Genomic DNA, 25070 nt, shown 5'->3' with positions numbered 1-25070 from the left:
CTTGCCACTTGTAAAGCTGATTAGAGGCTGTGTTGCAAGTTCAAGCAAAGTCAGAGCAAAATATTAAAAACCATTAATTAGAGACTATAGCGCAATAGTCCCATTTTTCAATAGGACTATTCTGCTATTTTCAGTCAATTTTGACCTTTTAGGGTGAAGCTATCGATCATCCCTAGGGTTAACCATGTCACCATTGCTAAATCGCTGGAGAAATAGCCTTGATCAACGCCGCCATGCAACCAGCCAGCCATCAAGGCCGCCAAAGCCGCTAACGCCAACCAGCGCTCAGGCTGCTCGCTATGCCAAATTTGCCAAGTGCGCCGCAGGCTGCGCCACGCCAACGCCGCAAAAATAAGCACTCCCGCAATCCCAACCCGCAACCACAAATCGAGTAGCAAATTGTGCGGATGGGCGGTGTTACGCTCGGCAGGGTCGGCGGCAAGGCGTGGCTCGATATAGCCACGATTGAATTGTGGATTGAAATAGAAATAAAATTGATCAAGCCCAATGCCTACAATTGGATGATCAATAATCATCGCCGTGGCTGAGCGCCAAATACTCAAACGCGCCGAACTGGAATCGCCCGTCACGTTCAAGCGCTCAGGACCACTCAACGACGAATAAAGCAACAAACCACCAAGCACAGCGCTCGTGATCAGCGGTAGCCACCAGCGGCGCGGCAAACAGCTTAGGCCAATCAATACCAAGGCCACTGCAAACCGTGCCCCCTTGGAATAGGTTAGCATCAAACTTAATAGCAACAAGCTGCTGGCCCCAAGATAGAGCAACGACCATATAGCCGTTTGCCAGGTGCGTTTGCGCCACCATTGCCAGCAGGCCCATGCTGCCGCGACAACCGCCAACATACTGGCGCGATCCATCCACAAGGCCAAATTATTGGGGTGGCAGTAGACCGATGATGTGCGTTTTGTGCCGCCAGAATCAACAATCAAATCGCTAAAGCACATGCCCGTACCATCAATCGGAGTCCAATCGAGGTCGCGCCACTGCAAAATGCCAATGATCGCCACAATTACGCTGCCAGCTAGCAAACCCCAAAGTAACCAGCGCCGCACTGGGTAGCGTGGTTGCCAATACAAAATCAAGCCATACAGCAACAATGGCTCGATAATCATCCAACGCCATTCGCGCCATGCCTCAGCTTGACCTTCGGGCACGGCCAAGTTTGCCGCAAATGTAGCCACAAGCAGCCAAGCCAAGGGCAACAGCAGCATGCGCCAATGTTCACGCCACCACATTTGCCATGCGATTTGGCGTTGGATCAAGCGCCAACCAACATCGAGCGCCGTAACACCCAAGACGACCAACAGCAACAACTCGTGCAACGGGAAATATTTGCCATCAATAAATGGGTAGTTGCCATCCCAAAAGCCGCGTGAGCGATAGTTAAACGGAATCGTCGCGGCCACTCCAGCCAAGCCAATTTCGGGTCGCAGCCAAGCCAGTAGGGCAAATAACACCAACAACGCTAGCGCAAACAGCAAATTATGCGCAGCCGCCTCATCAATGCCAATCAATGGCACAAAGCGTTTGGGCCGATAGAGCGCCACAATTGCCAAGGCCGCCAGCCCACTCAGCCCAAGCGTTGTGAGGGGATGCCAACGCCAACGTGCAAGCATCATACAGTTCTCTTTCGCACTAGGACGCGATAAAAACGCTTCAGCGCTAGCAACAAACCCAGCCAAAGCCCAAACGGAATGCTAGCCCACAGCCACCACCATGCGCGTTGACGGCTAATCGTTAGGGCTTGCCAATCACCGCGAATTTCTAGTTGATGCTGGCCTAGCTCACCACGAAATTCTGGCTCAGCAAGCACTTGGCCATCAACAACTACTTCAATTGGCCCAGCACTTTGCACGATTAAATGCTCGCCCCACCAATTAGCGCTATATTCGCCTTGCTGCCAGAGCAAATCGTTTGGTTGATAGCGACCAATCCCCAATTGCGGCGCTTGGGTCAGGTAAGCTTTGACAGCGGTGTAGGCGGGCAATTCAGTCCAATCGTTTTTAAGCAAGGCAAAATGAATCGTCGGATCTTCGGGCGAGAAGTTGACTCCAGGTCGTAAAAACCAGATATTCATTGCCCCAAGCCAAGGCCATTGCTGGCGTGCCCGTTGCAGATATTCCACCAAATATTGGGCTTTTTGCTCTTCGCTGACTGGTGGACCATATTGGGTGGCAACCGCCGAGCTATTCCAGCCAAATTCGCTAATCCAAACGGCCTTATGAGCATCGCCGTAGCGCTCCATCACTTCGCGCAGAAAGACCACCCGTGTGACATCGGTGCGCGAATCGAGTGGGCGTTGCCAAAGCGTATCGCGGCGCAACGAGCCATCGGCATTGAACAATGGCCGCACATAGCGATTTTCGGTCGCAGGTTGGCCTAAACCATAGCCTTGGGCCGTAAAAATATCAAAATAATCGGCGGCCCCAAGTTGATACAGCTGCTCCAAGAATTGCAGATCGTTCATGGCTTGCCAATCGAAGCCATCAGCTGGAGTCAAACTTGGGAAAAGAATGATCGCATCAGGGTTGGCAGCTTTGGCGCGGGTATAGCCAAGCTGCAACAATTTAAAAAACTCGTCAGGATTAGGATCAGCCCAATTCCATTCGTGGCCATAATTTGGCTCGTTCCAAATTTGGAAGAAGCGCACCTTGCCGCGATAGCGCTCGACGACAGCCGTCACATAATCGCCATAATCGCCATAGTTATCGGGTGGGCCAGTCGAGCCAGGGTCTTGTTGGCGTTTGGCGACCCGAAAACTGTCCATGGGCAAGTTTTGGCGGGCCCAGCTTGGCGGGCGATCGAGTCGCACGATTAGTTGCAAATTACGGGCTTGAGCAGCGGCAACAATCCCATCATATTTGGTCCACGCTGAAATCGCATCGGTTTGATCGACCATGCCATCGCCGTTGTAATCGTGGCGATAATCGCGAAAATCGTTTTTGGCGTGAATCTCAATATCTTCCCACGGAAATTGGACGCGCAGCCAATAAAACCCAGCGGCTTTGGCGGTATCGAGGGTACGCGAAATAACTTCGGGTGATTCGAGGTGCAGGCTGGGCAAATTGACCCCACCCTGTGGCACATTGGCCCAAGCAATTGGTTGATCGACACTGGTGGCAACGCCGCGCCATTGCTCATTTTCAAGCCACGACCAAGCAGCGAGGCCGCCTGCGCAAACCCCAGCGATCAAAAGCCAAAGGAGTGATTGAAATTGAAAAAATCTGCTTCGTTGCATAGCGCAGGCCATTATCAACTAGCGTTGCAGGCTTGTCAAAAGCCTAAAAACAAAAAATCACCGCCAAAACGGTGATTGGTGGTCGGGGCGAGAGGATTCGAACCTCCGACCTCAGCGTCCCGAACGCTGCGCTCTACCGGGCTGAGCCACGCCCCGACAACGCTTACGATGATACACCATCGCCTAGCAGTTGTCAAAGTTCAAACCCTAGGTTTGTTGCAAGATTGTTACGTTTGGGGAGAAAGCGCATAGAGCAAAGAACATAGAACATAATCATCTGGGCTGCAACGATGAAGGTTGGTTATTGATCCACGAAGGGCACGAAGATACACGAAGGGCTGAAACCACGAAGACCGCGAAGAAGGTTTTTAGCCACAGATTGCACAGATTATTTTGATTATTCTGCTAGACCCAATCCGCTTTCTGTTTTGCCATCACATTTTCTGACCCCTGATCCCTGAATTCTGACCTCTCACGTCCCTCTGCGCCGCTGCGTTAAACTTTCGTTCCTCTTTTTTGCCTTCTGCCTTTTGATTTTTGCCTTGCTACAACAGCCCTTTGATCTCCTCGGCGGCTTTGCGGGTCATGCCAGGCACGGCGGCTAGCTCCTCGATGCTGGCGTTGCGAATGCCCTCCAGCGAGCCAAAGGCGTTGATCAACGCTTTTTTGCGTTTGGGGCCAATACCTGGAATATCTTCCATGGTCGAGCGCAGCATGCCTTTAGTGCGCAATTTACGGTGATAGCTAATCGCAAAGCGATGGGCTTCTTCGTCGATGCGCTGAACGAGATGCAAGCCTGGATCGTTTTGGGCAAAGGCGATTGGCACACGCTGGCCAGGTTTGACCAAACCATAGGGCAAGTGGCCTTTGGTATCGCCCTTGACCAAGCCAACCACCGGAATATGCTCAAAACCAGCCGCTGCCAAAGTTTTGGCTGCAGCATTGACTTGGCCGATCCCACCGTCGATCAAAATCAGATCGGGCAATACCGCCCAAGTTTCGTCGTTATTAGTTGGCTCGGCGCTGGTTTGCTCGGTTGATTCTGGCTCGTCCGTTTGGCCAGTATCATCGGCGCGGGCAAACCGGCGTTGTAGCACTTCGCTGAGCGAGGCCACATCATTAGCACCTTCAACGGTTTTGATTTTGAAACGGCGATAGTGCTTTTTGGCTGGCTCGCCCTGCTCAAACACCACCATACTGCCCACCGAATTGGTGCCTTGGGTATTCGAGATGTCGTAGCATTCGATGCGTTGGGGCAATTCGGCTAAATTCAATAATTCGCGCAATTGACTCAGCCCGGCTGTTGCCCGTTGTTCGGCGTTGAGCCATTGCAAGCGCAATTGATCGAGGGTTTGGCTGGCATTGCGGGCCGCCAAATCGACCAAATCTTTTTTATCGCCGCGTCGTGGCACTTGCAAACTCACTTTATGTCCGCCCTTGCTTTCCAGCCATTGCTCAATAATTTGGGTTTCTTCGGGATAATCGGGCAGCAGAATATTGGGCGGAATATCGGCGGCGGCATCATAAAATTGGGTCAAGAACGAACTCATCAAGGCTTCGGGATGTTCTTCCTCCGTGCCTTGCAGCGTAAATGGCTCCGAGCCAATCAACTTGCCACCACGAATGTAGAACACCTGCACCACCGCTTTACCTTCATCACGGGCAAAAGCAATTACATCTTGGTCACTGGCGGCGGTATTCAGCACTTTTTGGCGCTCCATCACCCGTTCGACTGCCTTGATTTGATCGCGAACATAGGCCGCGCGTTCAAATTGTAAATCTTCGGCAGCTTGGTTCATTTTCACTTTTAGGTCACGTAAAATTGCTTCAGGCTTGCCACCTAAAAATAAGCGTACTTGATTAATTGCAGTGCTATATTCTTCGGTGGTACAGTTGTTGGCACATGGCCCAAGACAGCGTTTAATATCATAATACATACAAGCCCGATTGCGGCGCTCGTGCTTTTTAAACATATCATCGTTGCATAAACGAAAAGCAAATAATTTATTTAATAACTCAATTGTGGCATAAACGCTGCTAGCTTTGGCAAATGGCCCGAAATAAATGCCACCATCTTCAATCACTTTGCGCACTCGTAAAACCCTTGGCCATGCTTCTTTGGTAATTTTGATATAGGGATAACTTTTGTCATCCTTGAGCAACACATTGTAGCGTGGGCGATGCTTTTTGATCAGATTCATTTCTAAAAGTAGCGCTTCTAGCTCGGTATCGGTAGTAATAAACTCAAAATCGGCGATATTTTGCACCAACCGTCGGGTTTTGCTGGTTAGGCCACGCGGCGCACCAAAATACGAACGCACCCGATCCCGCAGGCTTTTGGATTTGCCCACGTAGATGATCGTATTGGCCTGATCGCGGTAGATATACACGCCTGGCGAGAGTGGCAAGTTGCGCAAGCGTTCTTCAAACAACGCATGATTGGCAATATTCGTATGAGATAAATCTGGCATTTTTCGCACCTCTGTGCTAATTATACCGCATCTTTTAGCACCATGTTAAAAGCCGACCAGCCTGCTCTGCTAGTCGGCTCAACTCAAAAATAGATTAAACTTTGATCAACTCGCCAAAATCGCCACGGCCATGGCCCAAGCCTGAGATCGAATAACCTGAAACCCCAAATTTAGCCCATGCGCCGCTAGCCGGAAAGAATGGCCGAATTTTGCGGGTTATGCCAACCGTGCCAGCAAAGCGAGCCGGAATCCGATAGAGTTCTTCTTGATGCACAACCAGCACATCGAAATTCATCCCAGCATTAAAGCCATTGATTCGTTTGGGAATCCCCTCGAAGCTCAGCAACAAACGCCCATGTTGATCAGCGCTGATGCGATCGCGATTGGGGTTGGTCCACGAAATGCGGGCCAATTCTTTGGGCAAATGCCAAATATTGCGCCCGCCCGCCACCGATTGATCCAAATCGACGACTAAGCCGTGAATCCAAATTGCTGGGCGTGGCCCAAACTTCAGAATTAAGCCACAAGCGGCCTCGCCATAGTGCAAGGTCGAGCCAGTGCCATATTGACCAACCAAGGAAAAAGCCAAAGTACGACCTGTTGGCAACCAAAGTGGTTTTAGCGGCGCAGGCAGCAAATCGGCCACAGCGTTGCGTTTGACTGGGTGAACACACCAAACCCATGTGCCTTGCATGACCCATGGTGCTGGTGGATAGGCGGTGGTTGCAGCAATGCGGTCGGCTTCGACCGCCGAATCGTAGAGGGCGGACACGCTAGTACCTCATATTGCGCCAAGCAGCGCAGCAAATGGATTATCAGTCTCATCATCGGGATCATCGGCCACCGTTTGACGATTGATCACTGGCGGCGCAGGCGGCTCTTCATCTTCATCAAGATCCCAATCAAGATGCAGCGGGCGATCGCCAGCCATATTAATTAATTGTTCAAGGCTAAAACGCCGAATGCTGACTTGATCGGGCCATTGTTGGGCTTCGTCAGGCTGCTCAATTAAATGAAAACGGCTCTGATCGCCAATGATATCTGCAATAGTTGGTGGTGGAGTGTGGGGTGCATCGGGGCTACGCATCAAGGCACTAACCGTCTCGGCAGTAGGAATGCCAGTATCGACCAATAAGAGCGTTGTATAAACTCGTGGAATGATCAATTGCAGGGCGGCGCGAATATCGTGGAGTTGGGTTGCGGCTTTACGAATGGTGTGAGCAGAACGGCTAGCCTTAACCTCAAACACATGGACACTGCGCCCAAGCTCAACCAAGGCATCGATTTCGCGATATTTGCGGATCGTTTGGCGGCCACTACGCTCATCATATTCGAGAATGCGCCGCTCGGAAAGCACTTGGCCTTGTTCAGCCAGCCATTCGCGTAGCAATTGTTCAGCCTCACCGCCGAATAAATCGCGCTGGCGCGGTGGCCGAATCGCCCGTTGATTTTCACGAGCAAGGGTCATTTGTTCAACAAACGCCCGATAATGCGGGTCGTCAAAGGTTGTGAGTCGAGCACGCACAAAACGCACAGTTCCAATCCCCCACTAAACTACCTGTATGCTACCATAGAAAATCAAAAGGCAGAAGGCAAAAGGCAAAAAATGGCAGCTAGTGCATAGAAGAATAGTCATCAATTTTCGTTCCCACCGAGCGAGAGAAAATCGATCCTAAAGAATGCACCTAGCCCACCGCCAAGGGAGAGAGGTTGGGGTAACTTATAAGGGTAGGTTTTAACAATGATTTGGATGGGACTCACCGTCGATGAACATGCCCTCACCCCCGCTCTCGCCCTGCGCTGCGAGGGGGAACCTGTCCATCCTGGCGATTAGAACGCCCCTCGCTCGCCGCAGTGGGAGAGGGGTTGGGGTGAGGGAACGTCATGCAAACGCAGCAATACGCCAAAGCTTGGCTCTGGCTGATTTGAATTATCCCATGCGATTTCATCGTATAATGGCAGCCCGACACACGAACTTGGCTAGGATGGGGCGCGGCAAGCCAATGGCGTGCCTTGCGGGCGTACATCCCCCACTATGGAGATACCGATGCCAAAACGCAGCGACATTCACTCGATTCTGGTGCTTGGCGCAGGCCCAATCGTGATCGGGCAAGCATGCGAATTTGATTATAGCGGCACTCAGGCGATCAAAGCGCTTCGCGAAGAGGGTTTCCGCATTATTTTGGTCAATTCCAACCCAGCCACGATTATGACCGACCCGTCGTTGGCTGATCGTACTTATATTGAGCCGTTGGATGTGCCAACGGTCAGCGAAATTATTGCCCGCGAACGGCCTGATGCCTTGTTACCCACGGTCGGCGGCCAAACCGCGCTCAATCTGGCCATGGATTTGCACCGCGCTGGCGTATTGGAGCAATATAATGTCCAGTTGCTCGGCGCAAATGTCGAAGCCATCGCTACTGCCGAGGATCGCGAGTTGTTCAAACAGGCCATGGATCGCATTGGCTTGCAATCGGCGCGTTCAGGCATCGCTCGCTCGCTCGAAGAAGCTCTCGAATTAGTCAAAGCGACGGGCTTTCCTTCGATTATTCGGCCTTCGTTTACTCTCGGCGGCGCTGGCGGCGGGATTGCCTACAACTCTGAGGATTTTCGGCGAATTGTCGAAGAGGGCTTGAAACTTTCCCCGATCGGCGAACTATTGATCGAAGAAAGTTTGCTGGGCTGGAAGGAATATGAGCTTGAGTTGATGCGTGATAGCGCTGGCAATGGTGTGGTGGTCTGTTCAATTGAGAATTTCGACCCCATGGGCGTGCACACTGGCGACTCGATCACCGTTGCTCCGGCGATGACCCTCTCCGACCGCGAATATCAACGTTTGCGCGATATGGGCTTGGCGGTGATGGAAGTTGTTGGTGTGGCAACTGGCGGATCGAATGTCCAATTCGCGATCAATCCCCACGATGGCCGCGTGATCGTGATCGAGATGAATCCACGGGTTTCGCGTTCATCGGCGCTAGCATCCAAAGCAACCGGCTTTCCAATTGCTAAAATCGCCGCGAAGTTGGCGGTTGGCTACACCCTGCCCGAATTGCCCAACGATATTACCAAATCAACCCCAGCCTCATTCGAGCCATCGCTCGATTATGTGGTGGTCAAAATTCCACGCTGGAACTTCGAGAAATTCCCTGGTTCGCAGCCAGTGCTTGGCACAGCGATGAAATCAGTCGGCGAGGCCATGGCCATGGGCCGCACCTTCACCGAAGCCTTGCAAAAAGCCTTGCGCTCGTTGGAAAATGGCCGCATGGGTTGGGGCGCTGATGGCAGCCAACCTGTGGCCCAAGAACGCTTGCGCGAACTGTTGATCACGCCAACGCCACAGCGCATTTTTGCCATGCGCACCGCCTTCGACCTTGGCTGGACGGTTGATCAAATTCATGAATTGACCAAAATCGATTATTGGTTCCTTGATCAGTTGGCTAGTTTGATTGCGCTCGAAAAAGATGTGCGCAACTATGATTTGGCGACGATTCCCGCCGATCTATTGCTGCAAGCCAAACGCAACGGCTATAGCGACCCGCAATTGGCCTATTTGCTGAATGCAACCCCAGCAGAGGTACGCCAACAACGGTTTGAGCACAATATCAAACCAACCTATCATCATGTTGATACCTGTGCGGCGGAATTTCCAGCCCAAACGCCCTATCTCTACTCATCATATGAAACCGAGAGCGAAGCCAATCCCAGCGATCGGCGCAAAGTGATGATTTTGGGTGGCGGGCCAAATCGCATCGGCCAAGGGCTTGAATTTGATTATTGCTGCTGTCACGCGGTGTTTGCCCTGCGCGAGCTTGGCTATGAAACGATTATGGTCAACTGTAACCCTGAAACGGTTTCAACCGATTATGATACCGCTGATCGACTGTATTTTGAGCCATTGACTCTCGAAGATGTGCTGAATATTGTCGATGTCGAGCAACCAGCTGGCGTGTTGTTGCAGTTTGGTGGTCAAACCCCACTCAAATTGGCCAAAGGCTTAGAAGCCGCAGGCGTGCCATTATGGGGAACCTCGCCAGCCGCAATCGACCGTGCCGAAGATCGCGGCCAATTTGGCGCAGTATTGGCCGAATGTGGCTTGCGGGCAACGCCGTATGGATCGGCAACCTCGTGGGATGAAGCGCGGGCAATCGCTGAGCGCATCGGCTATCCAACGATGGTGCGGCCATCGTATGTGCTGGGCGGCCAAGGTATGGCAATCATCCACGATCAAGCAGGGCTTGACGATTATTTGCGCCATATTACTGAGGCCTCGCCCGAACACCCTGTGCTGCTCGACCGCTTCCTTGAAGATGCGACTGAGCTTGATGTTGATGCGGTTGCTGATGGCGAAACCGTAGTAATTGCTGGCATGATGGAGCAAATCGAACGCGCAGGCATCCACTCCGGCGATTCGGCTTGTGTTATGCCAACCGTCGGCATCAAGCCTCAGGTGATTGAACAACTCAAAATCGCCACTGATAAATTAGCCCGCGCTTTGGGCGTGATTGGCTTGATGAACGTTCAATTCGCGGTCAAGGATGACGAAATCTACGTGCTAGAAGTCAATCCACGGGCTTCGCGTTCGATTCCCTATGTTGCCAAAGCCAGTGGGGTCGCTTGGGCCGCCCTTGCCGCCAAAGTAATGGCAGGCGTGAGCCTCAAACAACAAGGTATCAGCAGTGCGCCGGAGTTACGCGGCTTCCACGTCAAAGAAGTTGTGTTGCCATGGCGGCGCTTCCCGGGTGCGACGATTGCCCTAGGCCCAGAAATGCGCTCAACTGGCGAGGCCATGGGTAGCGGCGATAGCTTTGGGGCGGCCTTTGCCAAAGCCCAAGCAGGCTGTGGCCGCAGCTTGCCAACCAGCGGCGCAATCTTTGTCAGTGTCAACGACCACGATAAACCAGCCTTAGTGCCAGTTGCCAAGCAATATAGCGAACTCGGCTTCAAAGTGATTGCGACTGCTGGCACAGCCCAATATCTGCGTGAGCATGGCTTGGTCGTCGAAACGATCTACAAAGTTAATGAAGGCCGACCCAACGCCGCCGACTATATTATCAACGGCCAAGTTGATATTATTGTCAACACGCCATTGGGCCGTGCCTCGTTATTTGATGAGCAGGCAATTCGCCAAACTGCTTTGCGCCAAGGCGTGATTTCGATCACCACCGTGGCCAGTGCTGCGGCGGTTGCCGATGCGATTCAAGCGCTGCGCCAAGGTGGCTTGGGCGTGCGAGCTTTGCAAGATTAAGCCTAGACCTATTTGCAGCCAGTGGGTTTAAACCTGCTGGCTGCCTGCTATTTTAGAATCATTTTTGTGAGACAATGGAAGCAGCTATTCTAGAGGTATGTGCAGCATACCTTGCCGTTGAAGGAGCCACCCATGGCCCACTTGATCGATATTAGCGTTCCGATTTCGCCAGCCCTGCCGGTTTGGGAAGGCGACCCGCCGATTGAACAAAAACGCGCCGCCGATATGAACAAAGGCGATATTTGTAATGTAACCCGCCTTAACACTGGGGTGCATATTGGCACGCACGTTGATGCACCGCTGCACTTTATCAACAACGATTTGGCAGTTGAAAGCTTGGAGCTTGATCGGTTTGTTGGTGATTGTTATGTAGTGGAATTGATTGGTACTGGGCCAATTACTGGTGCTGAACTGGCCGCCGCGAATGTGCCTAGCGATTGTACGCGTCTCTTGCTCAAAACCAGCAATTCGGCCTTTTGGCAAGAAGAACCCTTGCGTTTCCATCGCGATTTTCGCGCACTCGACAGTAGTGCGGCTCGTTGGGTGATTGAGCACGATTTGCGCTTGATTGCGATCGATTATCTTTCAATCGAGCCATTTGAAGCCGAGCCAGGCAACCCTACTCACTGTATTTTGCTCGGCGGTCGGGTGGCAATCTTAGAGGGCATCAATTTAACCGAGGTCGCGCCTGGCCCATACAATTTGCTCTGCTTGCCATTGAAAATTCTGGGCAGCGATGGTGCTCCAGCTCGGGCCGTGCTTCAACCACGCTAATTGCGCTTGCTACAGCCAGTTTGTGGCAATCCTGGGAGTTTTACTATGTTGCATACCATTGATCTTGTGGTTGAGCCGGTAACCGATCCACGGATTACGCTTGTTTTGCAAGCCTTGCGTGGTATGTATCTCAATGGTGGCGTGATTTTTCGCAGTATTCGGCCAAATGATGCATCGGCGTATGATAGTTTGTTTGCCAATACGAATCTCAATCCCAGCCACCTAATCTATCGGTTTCTCAGCCATCCCACGCTTAATCGCGAATTGCCCGAGCTAGGGTTACCTACCGAAATTCCCTTTGACCTGCCGCTAACCTTTTATAGCGGCTACGAATATGAAGGCGCTTTGACCCATGCTTTGGTCAGCGGCGGAGCCTACACCAGCTCGCCATTTAGCGATGGCGATGCCCGCACAATGAGCAAAGTCTGTGTCGAGGCTATGTTGGGCGGCGAAATGGCTACCACCACGGTTTGCCGAATTGAAGGCCCATGGGCACCATGGTTTAATTCGAGCCAATGGGATCGGAGCTTCGCTACCTTTAACCATGGTCAGCGCCGCTGGACGCTCTTATGTTTGACTGATACCAAACATACTGCTTAACTAAAGTGGCGGCTCAATCGAAACATTGAGCCGCCACTTCGTTTAATCATTCAGCTTTGAGCAATACAGGATGAACGTTCATCCCTCATCCCTCATCCTTCATCCTTGTAAACGGTACAACCGCTCAGCAAATTCCACGATCAAATCATGGCTGACAATCGGTTCACGCCATTCGCTAGGAATTCCAGCTTCGCCATAGTAGGCTCCGGCGATTTGGCCATAAATTGCGGCAGTAGTATCGGCATCGTGGCCCAGATTGGCCGCCATCAAACAGCCCTCACGAAATGAATCGCTCTTGGCAAACGCCCATAACGCCGCTTCAAGCGAACGCACCACATAGCCAGTGCCCTGGATTTCAGGTGGCTGGCGCTGCCAAAACGAGCCAGCGGCAATCTCATCAATATCAGCTTGCAACGGCTGTTGCTGCCAATAATTGGCGATTGGGCTATAGCGCGGAGCTAGCAAGGTCGCTTTATCGACTCCATTCAATGCCCCAATCAGCAAGCCAGCGAAATAACGACAAGCATCAACCGCTGCTACTGCACCATGGGTTGTGCGCGAACTATCGACCGCCAGTTGCATCGCTTGCTCAGGCTGATTGGCGTAGGCCAAAACCACGGGAGCCAAGCGCATCAACGAGCCATTGCCAGCAGTCGCAGGGTCGGTCGAGCCGCTGTAGGGGTTGCCCGTGCGTTGAAATGTGCTGAGCGCATTGCCAACTGTAATCCCACAATCAAAACACGAGCCAGTGCTGCTCATATAACCATAATCGCGCCAGCGACAATAGCGCTGCATCTGATCCGCTGCATCGAAGCCTTGGCGCTCGATCAAGCTAGCGGCAAGGCACAAGGCCATCGAGGTATCGTCAGTCCACGCGCCGCGTGGCAAATTGAAAGGTCCACCACCAACCAGATCAGTCAACGGCTTAAATGAGCCTGGCGGACTAAATTCTACCGTCGTGCCAACTGCATCGCCAACCGCCAACCCCAACAAACAACCACGATATCGCTCAAGCATAGCCACCTCATCAACGTTGATGGATCAATTGTAGTGCTGCAATGGGTCTTGTCTATCAGTTCTCGGTTGCAATCTTAGCAGCATTCATGCCAGATTCAAGCTATTGCAACCACGCCAAAATCTGTTGATAGGCCGCTTGATTGGCGATCATGCCAAAATGATTCGTTGCATACACAATCGCTTGGTTGGTCGTAGGAATGTGAAGATTATGGCTTGGCTGCTCTGAATCGTGGCCCAACGCGCTGGCAATTGCCACCAAACCATCGCCCCGCAGATTGCTGAGGCTTTGCGGTTCTGAACGGGTTGCCGCTAAGGCATAACAGGCCACATGGGCGGGTAGTGGCATTAAATCGGGGCGATAAGCAGGCTGTTCAAAGCGATCAAACGTCGGCTGCGCGTGCGGCAAAATCGTGCCATAGCGTAAATCGGTGATGCCAGCGCTGCGCAAACGGGCAATTTGGCCAAATAAGGCGCTATAGCGATTGCGCTCCAGCAAATAATGCAACCAAGCACCATAACGTTCAAAGGCTGAGCCATGGTGCGGCGTGGCCAAAAAAACCAATTTAGTTAACCGTTGGCTCCAGCTATGGCCCAACTGCTCGGCATAATAACAAGCGCTGCGTGCGACAAGCCCGCCCATACTATAGCCGAGAATCACCAATTCTTCGATGGGTACAGGCCAATCGGCGAGCAGTTGTTCGAGCAATTGGCTGAGTTGCTGACCATTCTCGGCGATATGCAAGCCAGTGTTGTAGCGCACATGAATTGGGCTATAACCAAGCGTTGCGGCGGCAGCTAAACCATGATCATGGCCCTGCTGCTGGAGTTGTTGCTCGTGCATACAAACCCCATGAATGTAGAGCAATATGCGTGATTGAGGTGCGGCAATGGCCGCTGGCTCAAGTTCGGCTCCGGCTACCCGCAAGCTCATGCTGGTTTGCAATGGATTATTGCTGGCAACCAAATAATCGCCCATAACTCCATTCAAGGCGGCAATCAGATCGTTGCGTTGGCGTGATGAGACTCGCTGCGAGTTGGCCGGAGCGAGTGCCCCAAACAATTGATCAAGGCTCCAGCCAACCAAGCGCGTAATGCCATGAATTTGGCGATAGACCAAGCCTGGAATGCCACCAATGCGGCGATTGGGGCGGCGCATAATCGTGGCAAACAAGCCTTCGCTGATGTTGGTCACTTGGGTTGTCGCCTCGATCGCCAAGCGGCTGATGCCTTGAAGATCACGACCATACAAATGGGCTTTGGGCATAACGCCTCCACGATTACAACCAAATGTCAAGCTACGATGCGGGCGGTTCTATCAGCTATTGTACCTCAGATAGCCAAGCCTCAGCCCCTTGTATGCTATACTATGTTAAGCTTCTTCGATCAATGTTGCGATGATTACCTAGATTCAAGATGGTACTAGTTGCCGTTATCGCTTGCATCTATGCAATCTTCTCGCGCTTAATCAACTACCTAATAGCTGCTAAAACGTACAGTATTGATCCTCAGCCAATTGATTATTGACTTCGCGAATGCCCCACAACGCTATGAAACGAGGATGATGAATGGACCCGAAAACCTATATCCACACTCGCAGCCAACGCTTGGCTGCTAATGCGGCTGCCAAGGAACGCTTGCTGGATGAACGAATTGCTCAGGTTGTTGCCGCTGCGCATGTCGCTGAGGCTGCTCGCTTAGTCGAAGTCTGCCCAGGTTGTAGGCAGGCTCCCTGCCAAACGCCACGCAGTTGTACGATTCGCTTACGGGCCATCACTCAACATCGTTTACGAGAAGCTGAATTGGCTGCCCTGTGGCCATCGAAGCACGAGTTGCAGATTAAATTAACCTAAACCCTTGTGGTGCAAATGACCACAAATCAACTCAATGAGCGTTGGCGAATTAGCACTTCATCAAGCTCATTGATCAGGGTTGGGAGTTCGACCAAGCGGTTTGGGCGAACCGTGCAGGGAAATTGTAAGGTCATCGTGGTTCCGCTCCCCAGCTCGCTGGTAACCGTAATCGTGCCATCGTGCTGTTGAACCAGATCTTGCACAACTGCCAAGCCAATGCCATAGCCCGTGCCACCCTGAAGTTGAGCGTTGGCTGCCCGAAAAAATGGATTGAAAATCTGGGGCTGCGCATTGTTGGGAATGCCAATGCCATAATCTTGGACTGAGATCTGGCCATCGGCTCGCAAGGTTAGGGTAATTTCACTATGCAGGTCGCTATATTTCAGGGCATTCAATAGCAAATTATGAAAGATCTGCATTAATCGCCCATAATCGCCATCAATCCATACTGCCACCTCAGGTAGGCGCAATACCAACAAATGCGGCGCTCGCATGCCTTGAATTGAGGCTACAACTGCCCGCAACACAGCTCCAAGCTCCAGTGGCCGCCGCTCAAGTTTGCCATAATTGGTCGCCATCTGAGTTGAATCAAGCAAGATGCCAACTAAACGACTAATATGAATTGTCTGCAATCGCATTGTATTGAGCATTTGGCGCTCCCGCAGCGGAATACCACCCCAACTAGCCACTCGGCGCTCAAATAACTGAATATAGCCCAGCAAAATACTCAGCGGGGTTTGAATTTCATGAATCGCTACATCAAGGTTTTGTTCAAGCTGCTGGGCTGCGCTCATGGCGGTGGCTAAGGCCAAGGTCAATGCTTGGACTTGTTGTTCGGCCACGCTTTGAGCAACAATCGCTCGGGCATAACGAATGGTTCGTTGAAAGACACTTGGGCTAAGGTCACTGGCTAAGACATAATCATGAGCACCGCTATGCAGCGCATGCAAGGCAATCGACTCATCAGTATCTTCAGCATATACAATCACAGGGCAAATGGGAGCCTTCAAACGGATTGTTTGAAGCCAATTTAGCTCATCAGCGTGGGCTGTAAGCGCGACAATCACGACATCAATCCGTTGTGTCGCTAAAATATCAAGCGCTTGAGCCACTTCAGTAACGGTCACAAGCTGATAGCGCACCGCCTGAATTGCGGTGATCAGGCTCGTAATCTGCCTCGTCGCCTGCCCATCCTGATCGAGCAGTACAATCCGAACATGGTGAAGATCCATAAAATTCCTGTCTCGTGGCATGGCCAGCGATGGTGGGATAAGCGCAACAGTCGTGATTAATGCTGCAATCTGTACCAAACAGGGCAGCATCAGCACGTTAGTTGGGTTGGTAGTTAAGGTTGAGAGGTCATTGTGCCGACTGGCTAGAACCAAAATAGTTGGGTTGGGATGTTCGATTTGGTGAGCAACCTTGGAGCAATTCGCGAGCCAACGGCTATCAAGTGAGGGCTATGATCGAATTAAATTGGCTTGATGTTGGTCGTACAAACCAACGTAGCTGTCTTAGTAGTATAGCATTTGCAGAAGTATCCTACAAATAGCGGGTTGAACCGGAGTTTATTGACTATTATTGAAGTGGTAGGATTGTTTGGGTAAAGGGTTTCAAGGCTGCTTCAATTAAATTACTCGGGCCGCCAAAGCCAATTCGTAGCTGCTGCTGATAGGCCGAGCCGAAAAACCGCCCAGGCACACAGCCAGTTTGTTGGGCTACGTGGTCAATTTGGGTTTGATCAAGCATGATTTTGGGAAAATAAGTGCAGCCCGCCGCAGGAATTACACCGTTGATCAATTCACGCTCAAGCAACGGCTGCATATAGCGTTGCACTATTTGGCGATTGACGGCAACATGGGCTTGGGCAGCAGTTTGATAATTGGCCAATTGTTCAATAATGCTCGCCGCCAAATATTCAGTCAACGGCGAACCAATGTTAATCAAATCGAGATAAGCTGGGCGTAGTTGATCGAGCAGCTGGGGCGCGGCCATAATCCAGCCACAACGCAGCATGCTTAGCCCATACACCTTCGACAGGCTGTTGATCCCGATCCACTGCGGCCCAAGTTCGGCTACCGAACGAAACTCAGCTTGTGCTACCAAATGCCAATAAATCTCATCAACCACCATCGTGATCGGAGCAATTCCAAGCGTATCTGTGGCTTGAGTAAGGGTTTGTTGCAAGCGAAGCAATTGGGATTGGTTGCTCAGTGTGCTGCTGGGGTTATGCAAGTTGCTGATTAACAACAGCTTGGTCCGAGGCGTGATGCCGCTGGCCAATTGGTCTAATTGCAATTCAAAGCTCTGCGGATGGCGTGGCCAAGCGCTCCAAGTGGCTCCTCGGGCGGCGACACAACGGCTGAATGGCTCATATTGCGGGGTTTCGATCAGAGCATGATCGCCTGGTTGCAACAAGGCTTGGCATACCACCGCCAAGGCACTCGAAGCGCCAGCCACAATCAACGGCGAATAGCTACTACGATGCCATGCTTGCAAGGCTTGCTGAAGGCTGGGATATCCCCAAGGGTTGGCTTGTTGGGCGGCTGCAAACCACGCAGCATCAGCTAACTGTTGCTGAATTGCGTTTCGCACACTGGGCAAGTAAACGCTGCTATTGCTCAAAATCGCAGTGGCAGGCTGTTGTTTGGCCCATTCAAGATAGATTGGCTGGTTCATGCAAATATCGGTCGATCATCGGCTTGAATCATTGAATGATTACCCCTTGCGATGTAGGGCGGTTAAATCTTCGATTGCATCAGCAATTGTGGCGTAGGTTGATGGTAAGGCGGTATGCAGATCTAAATCGACGAATATATGGGCCGTTTTTGGTTGAATGCCAGTCAGAAAGACTTTTGCGCCCAAGACATAAATTGCTTGGACTAAACGCTTTAAGCCTTGGGCAAAGCTCTGATCAACACTGGTAACGCCAGTGATATCAAGCAATACGGTTTGCAGCCGCTCACGATGAATATGTTCAAGCACAAGTTTTTGAATTTTCTCCAAACGATCATCAGAAACATAGCCGACAATGGGAATAACTACGGTATCAGCTAAAATTGGAATTGCTGGCGTTTCGAGGGCTGCAATCACATCAAGTAATTTTTGCTTTTCAAGGTTGTCGTGGTGCAGTTGGTCATTGAGGGCAATTTGATCGAAGCGAGCTTCTTCAGCATCTCGTGCCCGCAAAAATGCCTCATTGGCACTTTCTTCCAAGCGCTTGACCGCCATATTAATCACCAAGGCAGTGACAATCAACATACTTAATACGACAATAATTTGAATAATTAATGATAAAAGCGTTGTATTATCGAATTGAAGTGCTGCAAACCATTGATTATAATCAGCAAGCATCAATAATATCGATGAACATATTGATAGCATCAAAGGATAGATTGTATAACGAAAACCAATTAATATTGCACTAATAATAATCAGCAAAATTGAAACGAGGGCAATAAATGAAGGGATGCTAAACACAATTGATAACATTGCGCCTAAGAGAATCGAACTCATAATAAAGAAAAAGGCTCCACGGCGTGGGTAGCCTTTGCGAATCCAATATTGACTGATTGAAATAACCACAACGCCAGTAAATGCTACCAATGTCATGATAATAAAGGGAATTGTACGAATTGAGGGAAACGCCAGCGCGATTAGCATCACCACAAATAGAACACTGGTTGACGTTAAAATAGTACGGAGAATTTTATTCAATAATTCTTGTTGAATTTGGCGATACGATTGCCCAATCGATTTATCTGCTGACATAACTGCCCCCAAAACCTAGCTAGGTTGATGCTGAGTTGGGGCTATTATACTCCAGTGCTTGTTGCAATGGTAGTTACAAATGTGGCAAGTTGATGACAGCAATAGGTTAGCAATAGGCATTAGCGCAGCGCATAAATGTAGGTTCACGCGCTGCACTTGGTTTAGCGGCTCTGTTTGCCAGTACGATAGGCTGACCAGCCACGCCATGCCAGCAGCAAAATCATGTTGAAAATAAAGGTGGTAATTGCAAAGCCTGGCTTGAAATCGTGTTTCCAAAGCACTGAACGCAAGGTTAAGCCAATTGGCGCGGCCAAACACCAAGCCAAGGCCGTGCGTTGTAACGCCGTTTTGGTATGATCACTGATCGCTGGAGTGTACAGCTTTAGCAATGGGGCGGCAATTCCCCAACCAATCACAAACGGCGCAGCCACATTCACCACATCCATGGCATTCACGCCTTCGGCATGCGAGCGTCGCCCAATAATTACAAACAGGGCAAAAATCGCCACATCGCCAACAATCAGGCCAATCACGCGGGCCGAGTTGCTAGGTGTGGCTGCAAGTTCTTGATTTGTCGTCATAATCCACAATCCTTTGTAAAACGAGTTGCTAGCATGGATTGTAGCATAGCTGATTACTCCCAGTAATCTTCCCAGCGCTCGGCAAAGGCTTGTTTGAGCCGCGCTTGATAGTAGCGCGTTTTGATTTTGACCATCCACAGATCGCTGCCGCCAGTGCCACCTTTACAGACCACGCCCTCTTGCACCCCAAACTTACCATTACGCACATCTTCAAAAAATTGACCAGTCAACTTGCCCTCGTAAACTACCCGCGCACTATTGAGGCTGGCAAAATCGGCGACAAATTGCTGTGGCCCAATAAAACCATAGCCCTCAAGCCAAACATCAAACAAACATAATTGTTTGGGATCGCTGGTTTTGTGCAGGCCTGCAAATGAGTTGGGGCCAAAAAATTCAGCGAAAACGCGAATTTCGTTGTAGGCTTTGTAGGATTGATAATTGGCATGGCTCAGCAAGATTTCGGTTAATGGCTGGGCTAATGTCGCTTGAAACAGGCTTGGGGCTGCCTGAATATGGGCATGGGCTTGGCTAAATTGCTCAATACCATGGCTGGTTAGTTCAAAGGCCTCGCGGCGCGTGCCAAAACGATGCCAACCAGCCTCACGATCCCAATCCCAGTGCAAATTTGTGCCATCATATTTTTCAAAGGCCCAGCAACGGGTCAAGGGTGCATTGCGGCTATCAGGCATTTTGGGGTAGTAGAGCATAATTCTCTCCAATCATTAGAACTAGCAGTTAAATAAAAAGAGCATTGGTTGAATTCCAATACCCTTTTCAAGATTATTTTGCCTGCACGATCTACCTAATCCGTTTGGCCAAGGCTTCAAGGTTGTGCAAGCTGATGTGATAATGTTGATCAACACTCAGATAGCGGCGTTGTTTGAAATAGCCGATCACTTGGTTGACTCGTTCGCGTGATGCTCCGACCAAGCCTGCTAAATCGCTTTGGGTCAGCCGAATCGGAATTTGCACCGTGCCCGTTTCATCGGCGTGGCCGTATTTTTGGGCAAAGGCTAAGAGCTGGCGAGCCACCCGTCCATGCACATCGAGCGTCGCTAAAGCCTGAATTTGCTCATTGGCAAGCCGTAAACGGCTCGAAAGCATGCGCACAAGGTTTAAGGTAATCACCGGAGCGTTTTGCAATGCTTCCAAAAAAGCTGTGCGATTCATCCAAAGCAAGGTTGACTCTTCTTGAGTGACCACGGTTGCCGAGCGGCCAGCGCTATCGATTAAGCTCATTTCACCGACGGTATCGCCAGCCCCGAGCATCGCGATGATCACATCGGTGCCATCAGCTTGCTCAACATGAATTTTGACCGTGCCATTCAGAATAATATACACAACCTCGCCTGGTTGCTCCACCGACATCAAATTGGTTCCAGCAGGGAAGGTACGCCGCACCAAGCGCCGACTAATTTGAGCGGCCTGCTCAGGAGCAAGGCCGTCAAATAGCTCAACATCGCGGAGTAACGCCAGTTCTGTATCGCTCAACATTGGGCTATCTCCTAGCATGCGCCAGCCAAAACTCGGAGTAATCGTTGTGATGGTTGGATTCATGGGCGTGTTCCTCCACCTGCTACCGTTGATCAACTTGCAACGTCGCTGCTCAATGGCTCGGTTACGGCAGTGCTGGCATCCGCGACGCTGGCTACTTCAGGTTGCGGTTGGTTCAGCACCAATTCTAAGCCTTCGCGGGCAGCGACTGCTCCAGCAAACATCGATTTGGCATGGTTTTCAATTGTCTCGATCACATCATCGCCATAGGTTGGCTCGTGATGGAACAAAACTAATGTGCCGACTTTGGCCGATTTGGCCACATCACACGCCATCGTGGCGGTTGAGTGACCCCAGCCTTGGGTTGAACCAAAGCCTGGTGCTTTGCCCAGATAATGCTCCTCGGTATATTGAGCATCGTGGATCAGCACATCAGCACCTTGAGCAAATTGAGCTAGCCGTTGATCACCATTAATATAGCCTTCTGTGTCAGTGGCGTAGACAACGCTCATTCCTTGCCATTCAATGCGGTAAACTAACACGCCATCGGGGTGTGCATATGAGCGCAAGGCCTTGATCACAATCATATTCTCATCGATATCGCTCAGATTATCGTGAAAACGATTGCGCAGCATCGCGCCGCCCACCGCCTCTGAAAGCAATAATACATCAGTTTCGCGGATGCTCGAAACGATTTTTTGGGCAGGCAATTCGGCCATCGACACAGGAAAAACCGGCGGCAACATCGTTTTTGCTAAGGTTTCTTCTAAATCACGTTCAAAAATACCAGGCCCAAAGATGTGCATATTGGTGTCACCACGATAGGCAGGGGTGAAAAATGGAAAACCCTGGGTATGATCATGGTGCATATGGCTGAACAAAATTGTCACATCGATGGGCTTACCACTGGCTTTGGCGCGAGCATTCAGGCTTTTGCCAAGGTTAATAATGCCAGTTCCAGCATCGAGGATAATCGTATGGCCATTGGCCTCGACCTCGACGCATAACGTGTTGCCGCCGTACTTCAAATATTCTGGGCCGGATACTGGGTGGCTGCCACGCACACCCCAAAAACGCACTGTCATGGTTGTCATTGGTTGTCTCCTTCTGGGTTGACGTGGGTTTGATGTATCGTGGTTCTATTATGCCCAATTCGCAAACAAGCGGCTGTTAGCTAGCTCACACTTGCCCAACGAACTATAGCACAGGTTAATTGTGGATTAAAGCAACCACAGAGGGGATTAATCTAGAGGGTGCATGAGCCACCTACGGCCTATAGGTGGCTCGCTAAATAGCTAGTTAGCCAATAGCCGATCAACCGCTGCCGTTAATTCAGCCAAGTTGGTCACGAGATGCACACGGTCGCAAAGCGGTGCGTAGAGCTGCATATCGCTATCGCCAGTGCCCCATTGCCAGCGATCTTCGGGAGTAAACCAGATTAAGCGCTTGGCATGGCGACGAATTGTTTGCAATGATTCCAGCCGTGGATTGTTGAAATTATTGCGGCCATCACCCACAATAATCACCGTAGTACGCCAATCGACCGTACTAAGGTGGCTATGCAAAAACGTATCGAGGCTATGACCAAGGTCGGTGTTGTAGTAGCCAGGCGGGATACTTTCGAGCACATCATTGACGCTAATATCGGCGCGGCTATCATTCAATTGCTCGGTAATGTCGTGCAAATTAGCGATAAAAGCAAATGAATGGGTTTTGCTAACTTGATCTTGCAGTTCGTAAATCATACGCAGCATAAATTCAGCCACAGGTCGCATCGAGGTCGAAATATCGCAAATAATTACCAATTTAGGTTTTTGTTGCTTTTTACGATATTCCAATTTCATCGGCACGCCGTCGTAGCGCATATTGTTGCGCATGGTGCGTTTGATATCAACCTGACCCGCTTTATCGCGTTTTTGGCGCAACGCTGCTCGTGAGCGCAACAAAGCCGCCAAACGGCGTACTTCTTGACGCATACGCTGCACATCAGCATCGGAGAGCGAGCCAAATGGCCGATGCTGGAGATCATCACCAGTTTGCGGATTGTAGTCGTCGCTCATGCGCTCGGCTAAGCCCGACCCAACGAATTGGCTAATTTGGTCGCGCATAGCTTGGGCATTGCCCTGCATTTGCTGCATAATTTCGGCCAAGGCGGCGGCATCCATCCCGCCTTCTTCCAATTGTTTGAGCAAAGCTTCCAGCGCCTGTTTAAATTCATTCAGGCCCATTTGTTGTTCCATGCGCCGTTCGACCCAGCGGCGTTGGTTGAGCGATTGAATGTGATTGATGCCCGAACTTCGTGCTAGTGCCGCCAATTCTTCAGGCGTGAGATTTTGGCCATCCATCAGCCGTTGCATTAATTCGCGAATCCGTTCGCGCAATTGGGCAATTTCTTGGCGCAATTGTTGTAATTCGTCGGGATCTAGCCCGCTCAAGCCATTGGCTCCGCTGATCATCGGGGCATCGCCATGGCCAAAAAAAAGCGGAAATAGCTCCTCGAACTGCGCTTGCTGGCTAGCATCTTTGACCAAGGTTGCCAACAGCGCATCGTGAAAAAGCTGGCGATCGCTGATGCCAAGCTGTTCTAAGGCATTAAAACTATCAAGGCTTTCGGCGAGCGACACACGAACTCCGGCTGCTCGCAGCGCCTTGACAAAGGCCACAATTCGTTCATGCATCGTAAAAACCCCCTTTGAAAAGTCAGAAGGCAAAAGTCAAAGGTCAAAAAGTGAGAAGTTAGGATCGATGACAGATTCTAATCGCTTGAGGTCTTTTGCCTTTTGATTTCTGACTTTTGCCTTTTGATTTTACTTTCTTCGTCCTTCGTCGTTGCGGTTGCGGCCTGTTTGGATGGCGCGTTGGGTGCGTTGCAGGTCGCTTTCATGCTTCAAAAGCACGGTCATGGTTTGATCAAGGATATCCTGATCAAGTTGTTTGGCATTGAGCAGCACCAAAGCCCGTGCCCAATCCAGCGTTTCGGAGATTGAAGGCGACTTTTTGAGATCAAGATTGCGCAAACGTTGCACAAATTCGACCGCTTGGCGGGCCAATTTGGCTCCCAAGGCTGGCACTTTCATCTCGACGATTCGCAATTCTTCTTCGAGCGAAGGATAGCCAATAAATAAATACATACAACGGCGCTTGAGGGCTTCGGAAAGCTCACGCGTATTGTTGCTGGTCAAAATCACAATTGGCCGATGGGCTGCTTTGAGCGTACCAAGCTCAGGCACAGTAATTTGAAAATCCGATAGTACTTCGAGCAAAAAGGCCTCAAACTCAGCATCGGCCCGATCAATTTCGTCGATCAAGAGCAGCGTAGGTTTAGGATTGAGAATTGCCTTGAGCAAGGGACGTTGCAATAAAAAGCGCTGCGAGAAGAACACTTCTTCTTCGGCGGCCAGACGATCGGCGGCGGAGCGCAACGAATCGGCATCAGAAAGCAAATTATTGAGTTTATCGCGCAGCAGTTGGGTATATAACATTTGCTTGGCATATTCCCACTCGTAGAGCGCTTTGGTTTCATCAAGCCCTTCATAGCACTGCAAACGAATCAACTCGCGGCCAGTTGCCGCAGCCCAAGCCTTGGCAAGCTCAGTTTTACCCACCCCGGCTGGACCTTCGGCCAATAACGGCTTTTCCAAGCGATCAGCCAAATACAACACCGTGGCAATTTGATCGGTTGGAATATAACTTTGGGCGATCAGCCCATCCTTAACAGGCTTCGTCGGTTGCTCTTCCATAGGTTTTGTGCTCCTGTAGGCTTGGCGGAAACTGGGTTTAGTTGGGGTAGGGATAGGGGTAACAATCACACAAAGTTAAGTGTAGCACTTTTTTGATCAAATGCATGGGAAGAGCCCTCGCCCCAAACTTTCAAGCGTAGGATTAAAAGCAACCATTGACTATCACCACCCTTCCGTCCCGCCTCAAGGCGGGAGATGCAGGGGGCTTTAATCCCCCTGCACCCCCTCAAGCACAATCAGGGATGTCTATGCATCTGCCGCTGAA

General features: G+C 50.8%; 20 protein-coding genes and 1 tRNA gene. 4 read left to right on the top strand and 17 right to left on the bottom strand.

All coding sequences use genetic code 11. The annotated features are described in order from the left end of the window. Positions 1-134: 134 nt before the first annotated feature. The 6 genes from DEF47_RS12380 to DEF47_RS12355 all read right to left on the bottom strand — a co-directional run bounded on the left by DEF47_RS12380 (position 135) and on the right by DEF47_RS12355 (position 7267). Positions 135-1643 carry an O-antigen ligase family protein gene (locus tag DEF47_RS12380; RefSeq protein WP_012187625.1) on the bottom strand — a complete coding sequence of 503 codons (1509 nt, stop codon included), beginning with the start codon at positions 1641-1643 and terminating at the stop codon, positions 135-137. Continuing rightward, positions 1640-3262 (bottom strand): cellulase family glycosylhydrolase, encoded by a 1623-nt coding sequence (locus DEF47_RS12375; protein WP_287045160.1) that lies wholly within the window; start codon positions 3260-3262, stop codon positions 1640-1642. The genes DEF47_RS12380 and DEF47_RS12375 overlap by 4 nt, the downstream gene beginning before the upstream one ends. A gap of 79 nt (positions 3263-3341) precedes the next feature. After that, positions 3342-3418: transfer RNA gene (locus DEF47_RS12370), tRNA-Pro, on the bottom strand. Between the two features lie 389 nt (positions 3419-3807). Next, positions 3808-5733, bottom strand: a complete 1926-nt coding sequence (gene uvrC, locus DEF47_RS12365) for an excinuclease ABC subunit UvrC (RefSeq protein WP_012187623.1) — start codon at positions 5731-5733, stop codon at positions 3808-3810. A gap of 94 nt (positions 5734-5827) precedes the next feature. After that, complete coding sequence (locus DEF47_RS12360) at positions 5828-6505, bottom strand: acetoacetate decarboxylase family protein (protein WP_012187622.1); 678 nt, start codon at positions 6503-6505, stop codon at positions 5828-5830. A 9-nt stretch (positions 6506-6514) separates the two neighbouring features. After that, complete coding sequence (locus DEF47_RS12355) at positions 6515-7267, bottom strand: hypothetical protein (protein ID WP_012187621.1); 753 nt, start codon at positions 7265-7267, stop codon at positions 6515-6517. 513 nt (positions 7268-7780) lie between these two features. Here DEF47_RS12355 and carB point away from each other — a divergent pair. The 3 genes from carB to DEF47_RS12340 all read left to right on the top strand — a co-directional run bounded on the left by carB (position 7781) and on the right by DEF47_RS12340 (position 12352). Then, positions 7781-10978, top strand: a complete 3198-nt coding sequence (carB, locus tag DEF47_RS12350) for a carbamoyl-phosphate synthase large subunit (RefSeq protein WP_012187620.1) — start codon at positions 7781-7783, stop codon at positions 10976-10978. Between the two features lie 132 nt (positions 10979-11110). Next, the gene (locus DEF47_RS12345; protein ID WP_012187619.1) at positions 11111-11752 is read left to right on the top strand and encodes a cyclase family protein; all 642 of its coding nucleotides are present in this window, start codon (positions 11111-11113) and stop codon (positions 11750-11752) included. 45 nt (positions 11753-11797) lie between these two features. Continuing rightward, entirely contained in the window at positions 11798-12352 is a 555-nt protein-coding gene (locus DEF47_RS12340; protein ID WP_012187618.1) for a hypothetical protein, read from the top strand. A 99-nt stretch (positions 12353-12451) separates the two neighbouring features. Here the strand turns inward: DEF47_RS12340 and DEF47_RS12335 are convergent, their stop codons facing one another. After that, positions 12452-13369: an ADP-ribosylglycohydrolase family protein gene (locus tag DEF47_RS12335; RefSeq protein WP_012187617.1), complete on the bottom strand. Its 918-nt coding sequence runs from the start codon at positions 13367-13369 to the stop codon at positions 12452-12454. Between the two features lie 100 nt (positions 13370-13469). Further along, positions 13470-14633: a lipase family alpha/beta hydrolase gene (locus DEF47_RS12330; protein WP_012187616.1), complete on the bottom strand. Its 1164-nt coding sequence runs from the start codon at positions 14631-14633 to the stop codon at positions 13470-13472. 301 nt (positions 14634-14934) lie between these two features. On the opposite strand from DEF47_RS12330, the gene DEF47_RS12325 reads away from it, so the two are divergent. Beyond that, positions 14935-15219, top strand: coding sequence for a hypothetical protein (locus DEF47_RS12325; protein WP_012187615.1), 285 nt, complete (start codon positions 14935-14937; stop codon positions 15217-15219). Between the two features lie 26 nt (positions 15220-15245). On the opposite strand, the gene DEF47_RS12320 is transcribed toward DEF47_RS12325, so the two are convergent. The 9 genes from DEF47_RS12320 to DEF47_RS12280 all read right to left on the bottom strand — a co-directional run bounded on the left by DEF47_RS12320 (position 15246) and on the right by DEF47_RS12280 (position 24805). Then, positions 15246-16451, bottom strand: coding sequence for a hybrid sensor histidine kinase/response regulator (locus DEF47_RS12320; RefSeq protein ID WP_012187614.1), 1206 nt, complete (start codon positions 16449-16451; stop codon positions 15246-15248). A 346-nt stretch (positions 16452-16797) separates the two neighbouring features. Further along, positions 16798-17898, bottom strand: a complete 1101-nt coding sequence (locus tag DEF47_RS12315; protein WP_012187613.1) for a pyridoxal phosphate-dependent aminotransferase — start codon at positions 17896-17898, stop codon at positions 16798-16800. A 39-nt stretch (positions 17899-17937) separates the two neighbouring features. Next, entirely contained in the window at positions 17938-18990 is a 1053-nt protein-coding gene (locus tag DEF47_RS12310) for an STAS domain-containing protein (RefSeq protein ID WP_012187612.1), read from the bottom strand. A 161-nt stretch (positions 18991-19151) separates the two neighbouring features. Continuing rightward, positions 19152-19571 (bottom strand): DUF3054 domain-containing protein, encoded by a 420-nt coding sequence (locus DEF47_RS12305; RefSeq protein WP_012187611.1) that lies wholly within the window; start codon positions 19569-19571, stop codon positions 19152-19154. 53 nt (positions 19572-19624) lie between these two features. Next, positions 19625-20278 carry an RNA ligase family protein gene (locus DEF47_RS12300; protein ID WP_012187610.1) on the bottom strand — a complete coding sequence of 218 codons (654 nt, stop codon included), beginning with the start codon at positions 20276-20278 and terminating at the stop codon, positions 19625-19627. Positions 20279-20369: 91 nt separating this feature from the next. After that, positions 20370-21128: a Crp/Fnr family transcriptional regulator gene (locus DEF47_RS12295; RefSeq protein WP_012187609.1), complete on the bottom strand. Its 759-nt coding sequence runs from the start codon at positions 21126-21128 to the stop codon at positions 20370-20372. 29 nt (positions 21129-21157) lie between these two features. Then, positions 21158-22159, bottom strand: a complete 1002-nt coding sequence (locus DEF47_RS12290) for an MBL fold metallo-hydrolase (protein WP_012187608.1) — start codon at positions 22157-22159, stop codon at positions 21158-21160. 201 nt (positions 22160-22360) lie between these two features. Beyond that, a complete protein-coding gene (locus DEF47_RS12285) occupies positions 22361-23743 on the bottom strand; it encodes a vWA domain-containing protein (RefSeq protein ID WP_012187607.1) in 1383 nt (460 codons plus the stop codon). A 129-nt stretch (positions 23744-23872) separates the two neighbouring features. Continuing rightward, complete coding sequence (locus DEF47_RS12280; RefSeq protein WP_012187606.1) at positions 23873-24805, bottom strand: AAA family ATPase; 933 nt, start codon at positions 24803-24805, stop codon at positions 23873-23875. Between the last annotated feature and the right edge of the window lie 265 nt (positions 24806-25070).

This window comes from Herpetosiphon sp. (assembly GCF_003512625.1).
In the GTDB taxonomy this organism is placed as follows: domain Bacteria; phylum Chloroflexota; class Chloroflexia; order Chloroflexales; family Herpetosiphonaceae; genus Herpetosiphon; species Herpetosiphon aurantiacus.
Note: the sequence above shows the minus strand (reverse complement) of the source record. Positions and strands in the feature narration are given on the sequence as shown.

Coding starts and splice junctions, on each gene's coding strand:
- DEF47_RS12380 (WP_012187625.1), bottom strand. CDS start 1,643: ATGATGCTTGCACGTTGGCGTTGGCATCCCCTCACAACGCTTGGGCTG.
- DEF47_RS12375 (WP_287045160.1), bottom strand. CDS start 3,262: ATGCAACGAAGCAGATTTTTTCAATTTCAATCACTCCTTTGGCTTTTG.
- uvrC (WP_012187623.1), bottom strand. CDS start 5,733: ATGCCAGATTTATCTCATACGAATATTGCCAATCATGCGTTGTTTGAA.
- carB (WP_012187620.1), top strand. CDS start 7,781: ATGCCAAAACGCAGCGACATTCACTCGATTCTGGTGCTTGGCGCAGGC.
- DEF47_RS12345 (WP_012187619.1), top strand. CDS start 11,111: ATGGCCCACTTGATCGATATTAGCGTTCCGATTTCGCCAGCCCTGCCG.
- DEF47_RS12340 (WP_012187618.1), top strand. CDS start 11,798: ATGTTGCATACCATTGATCTTGTGGTTGAGCCGGTAACCGATCCACGG.
- DEF47_RS12335 (WP_012187617.1), bottom strand. CDS start 13,369: ATGCTTGAGCGATATCGTGGTTGTTTGTTGGGGTTGGCGGTTGGCGAT.
- DEF47_RS12330 (WP_012187616.1), bottom strand. CDS start 14,633: ATGCCCAAAGCCCATTTGTATGGTCGTGATCTTCAAGGCATCAGCCGC.
- DEF47_RS12325 (WP_012187615.1), top strand. CDS start 14,935: ATGGACCCGAAAACCTATATCCACACTCGCAGCCAACGCTTGGCTGCT.
- DEF47_RS12320 (WP_012187614.1), bottom strand. CDS start 16,451: ATGGATCTTCACCATGTTCGGATTGTACTGCTCGATCAGGATGGGCAG.
- DEF47_RS12315 (WP_012187613.1), bottom strand. CDS start 17,898: ATGAACCAGCCAATCTATCTTGAATGGGCCAAACAACAGCCTGCCACT.
- DEF47_RS12310 (WP_012187612.1), bottom strand. CDS start 18,990: ATGTCAGCAGATAAATCGATTGGGCAATCGTATCGCCAAATTCAACAA.
- DEF47_RS12305 (WP_012187611.1), bottom strand. CDS start 19,571: ATGACGACAAATCAAGAACTTGCAGCCACACCTAGCAACTCGGCCCGC.
- DEF47_RS12300 (WP_012187610.1), bottom strand. CDS start 20,278: ATGCTCTACTACCCCAAAATGCCTGATAGCCGCAATGCACCCTTGACC.
- DEF47_RS12295 (WP_012187609.1), bottom strand. CDS start 21,128: ATGAATCCAACCATCACAACGATTACTCCGAGTTTTGGCTGGCGCATG.
- DEF47_RS12290 (WP_012187608.1), bottom strand. CDS start 22,159: ATGACAACCATGACAGTGCGTTTTTGGGGTGTGCGTGGCAGCCACCCA.
- DEF47_RS12285 (WP_012187607.1), bottom strand. CDS start 23,743: ATGCATGAACGAATTGTGGCCTTTGTCAAGGCGCTGCGAGCAGCCGGA.
- DEF47_RS12280 (WP_012187606.1), bottom strand. CDS start 24,805: ATGGAAGAGCAACCGACGAAGCCTGTTAAGGATGGGCTGATCGCCCAA.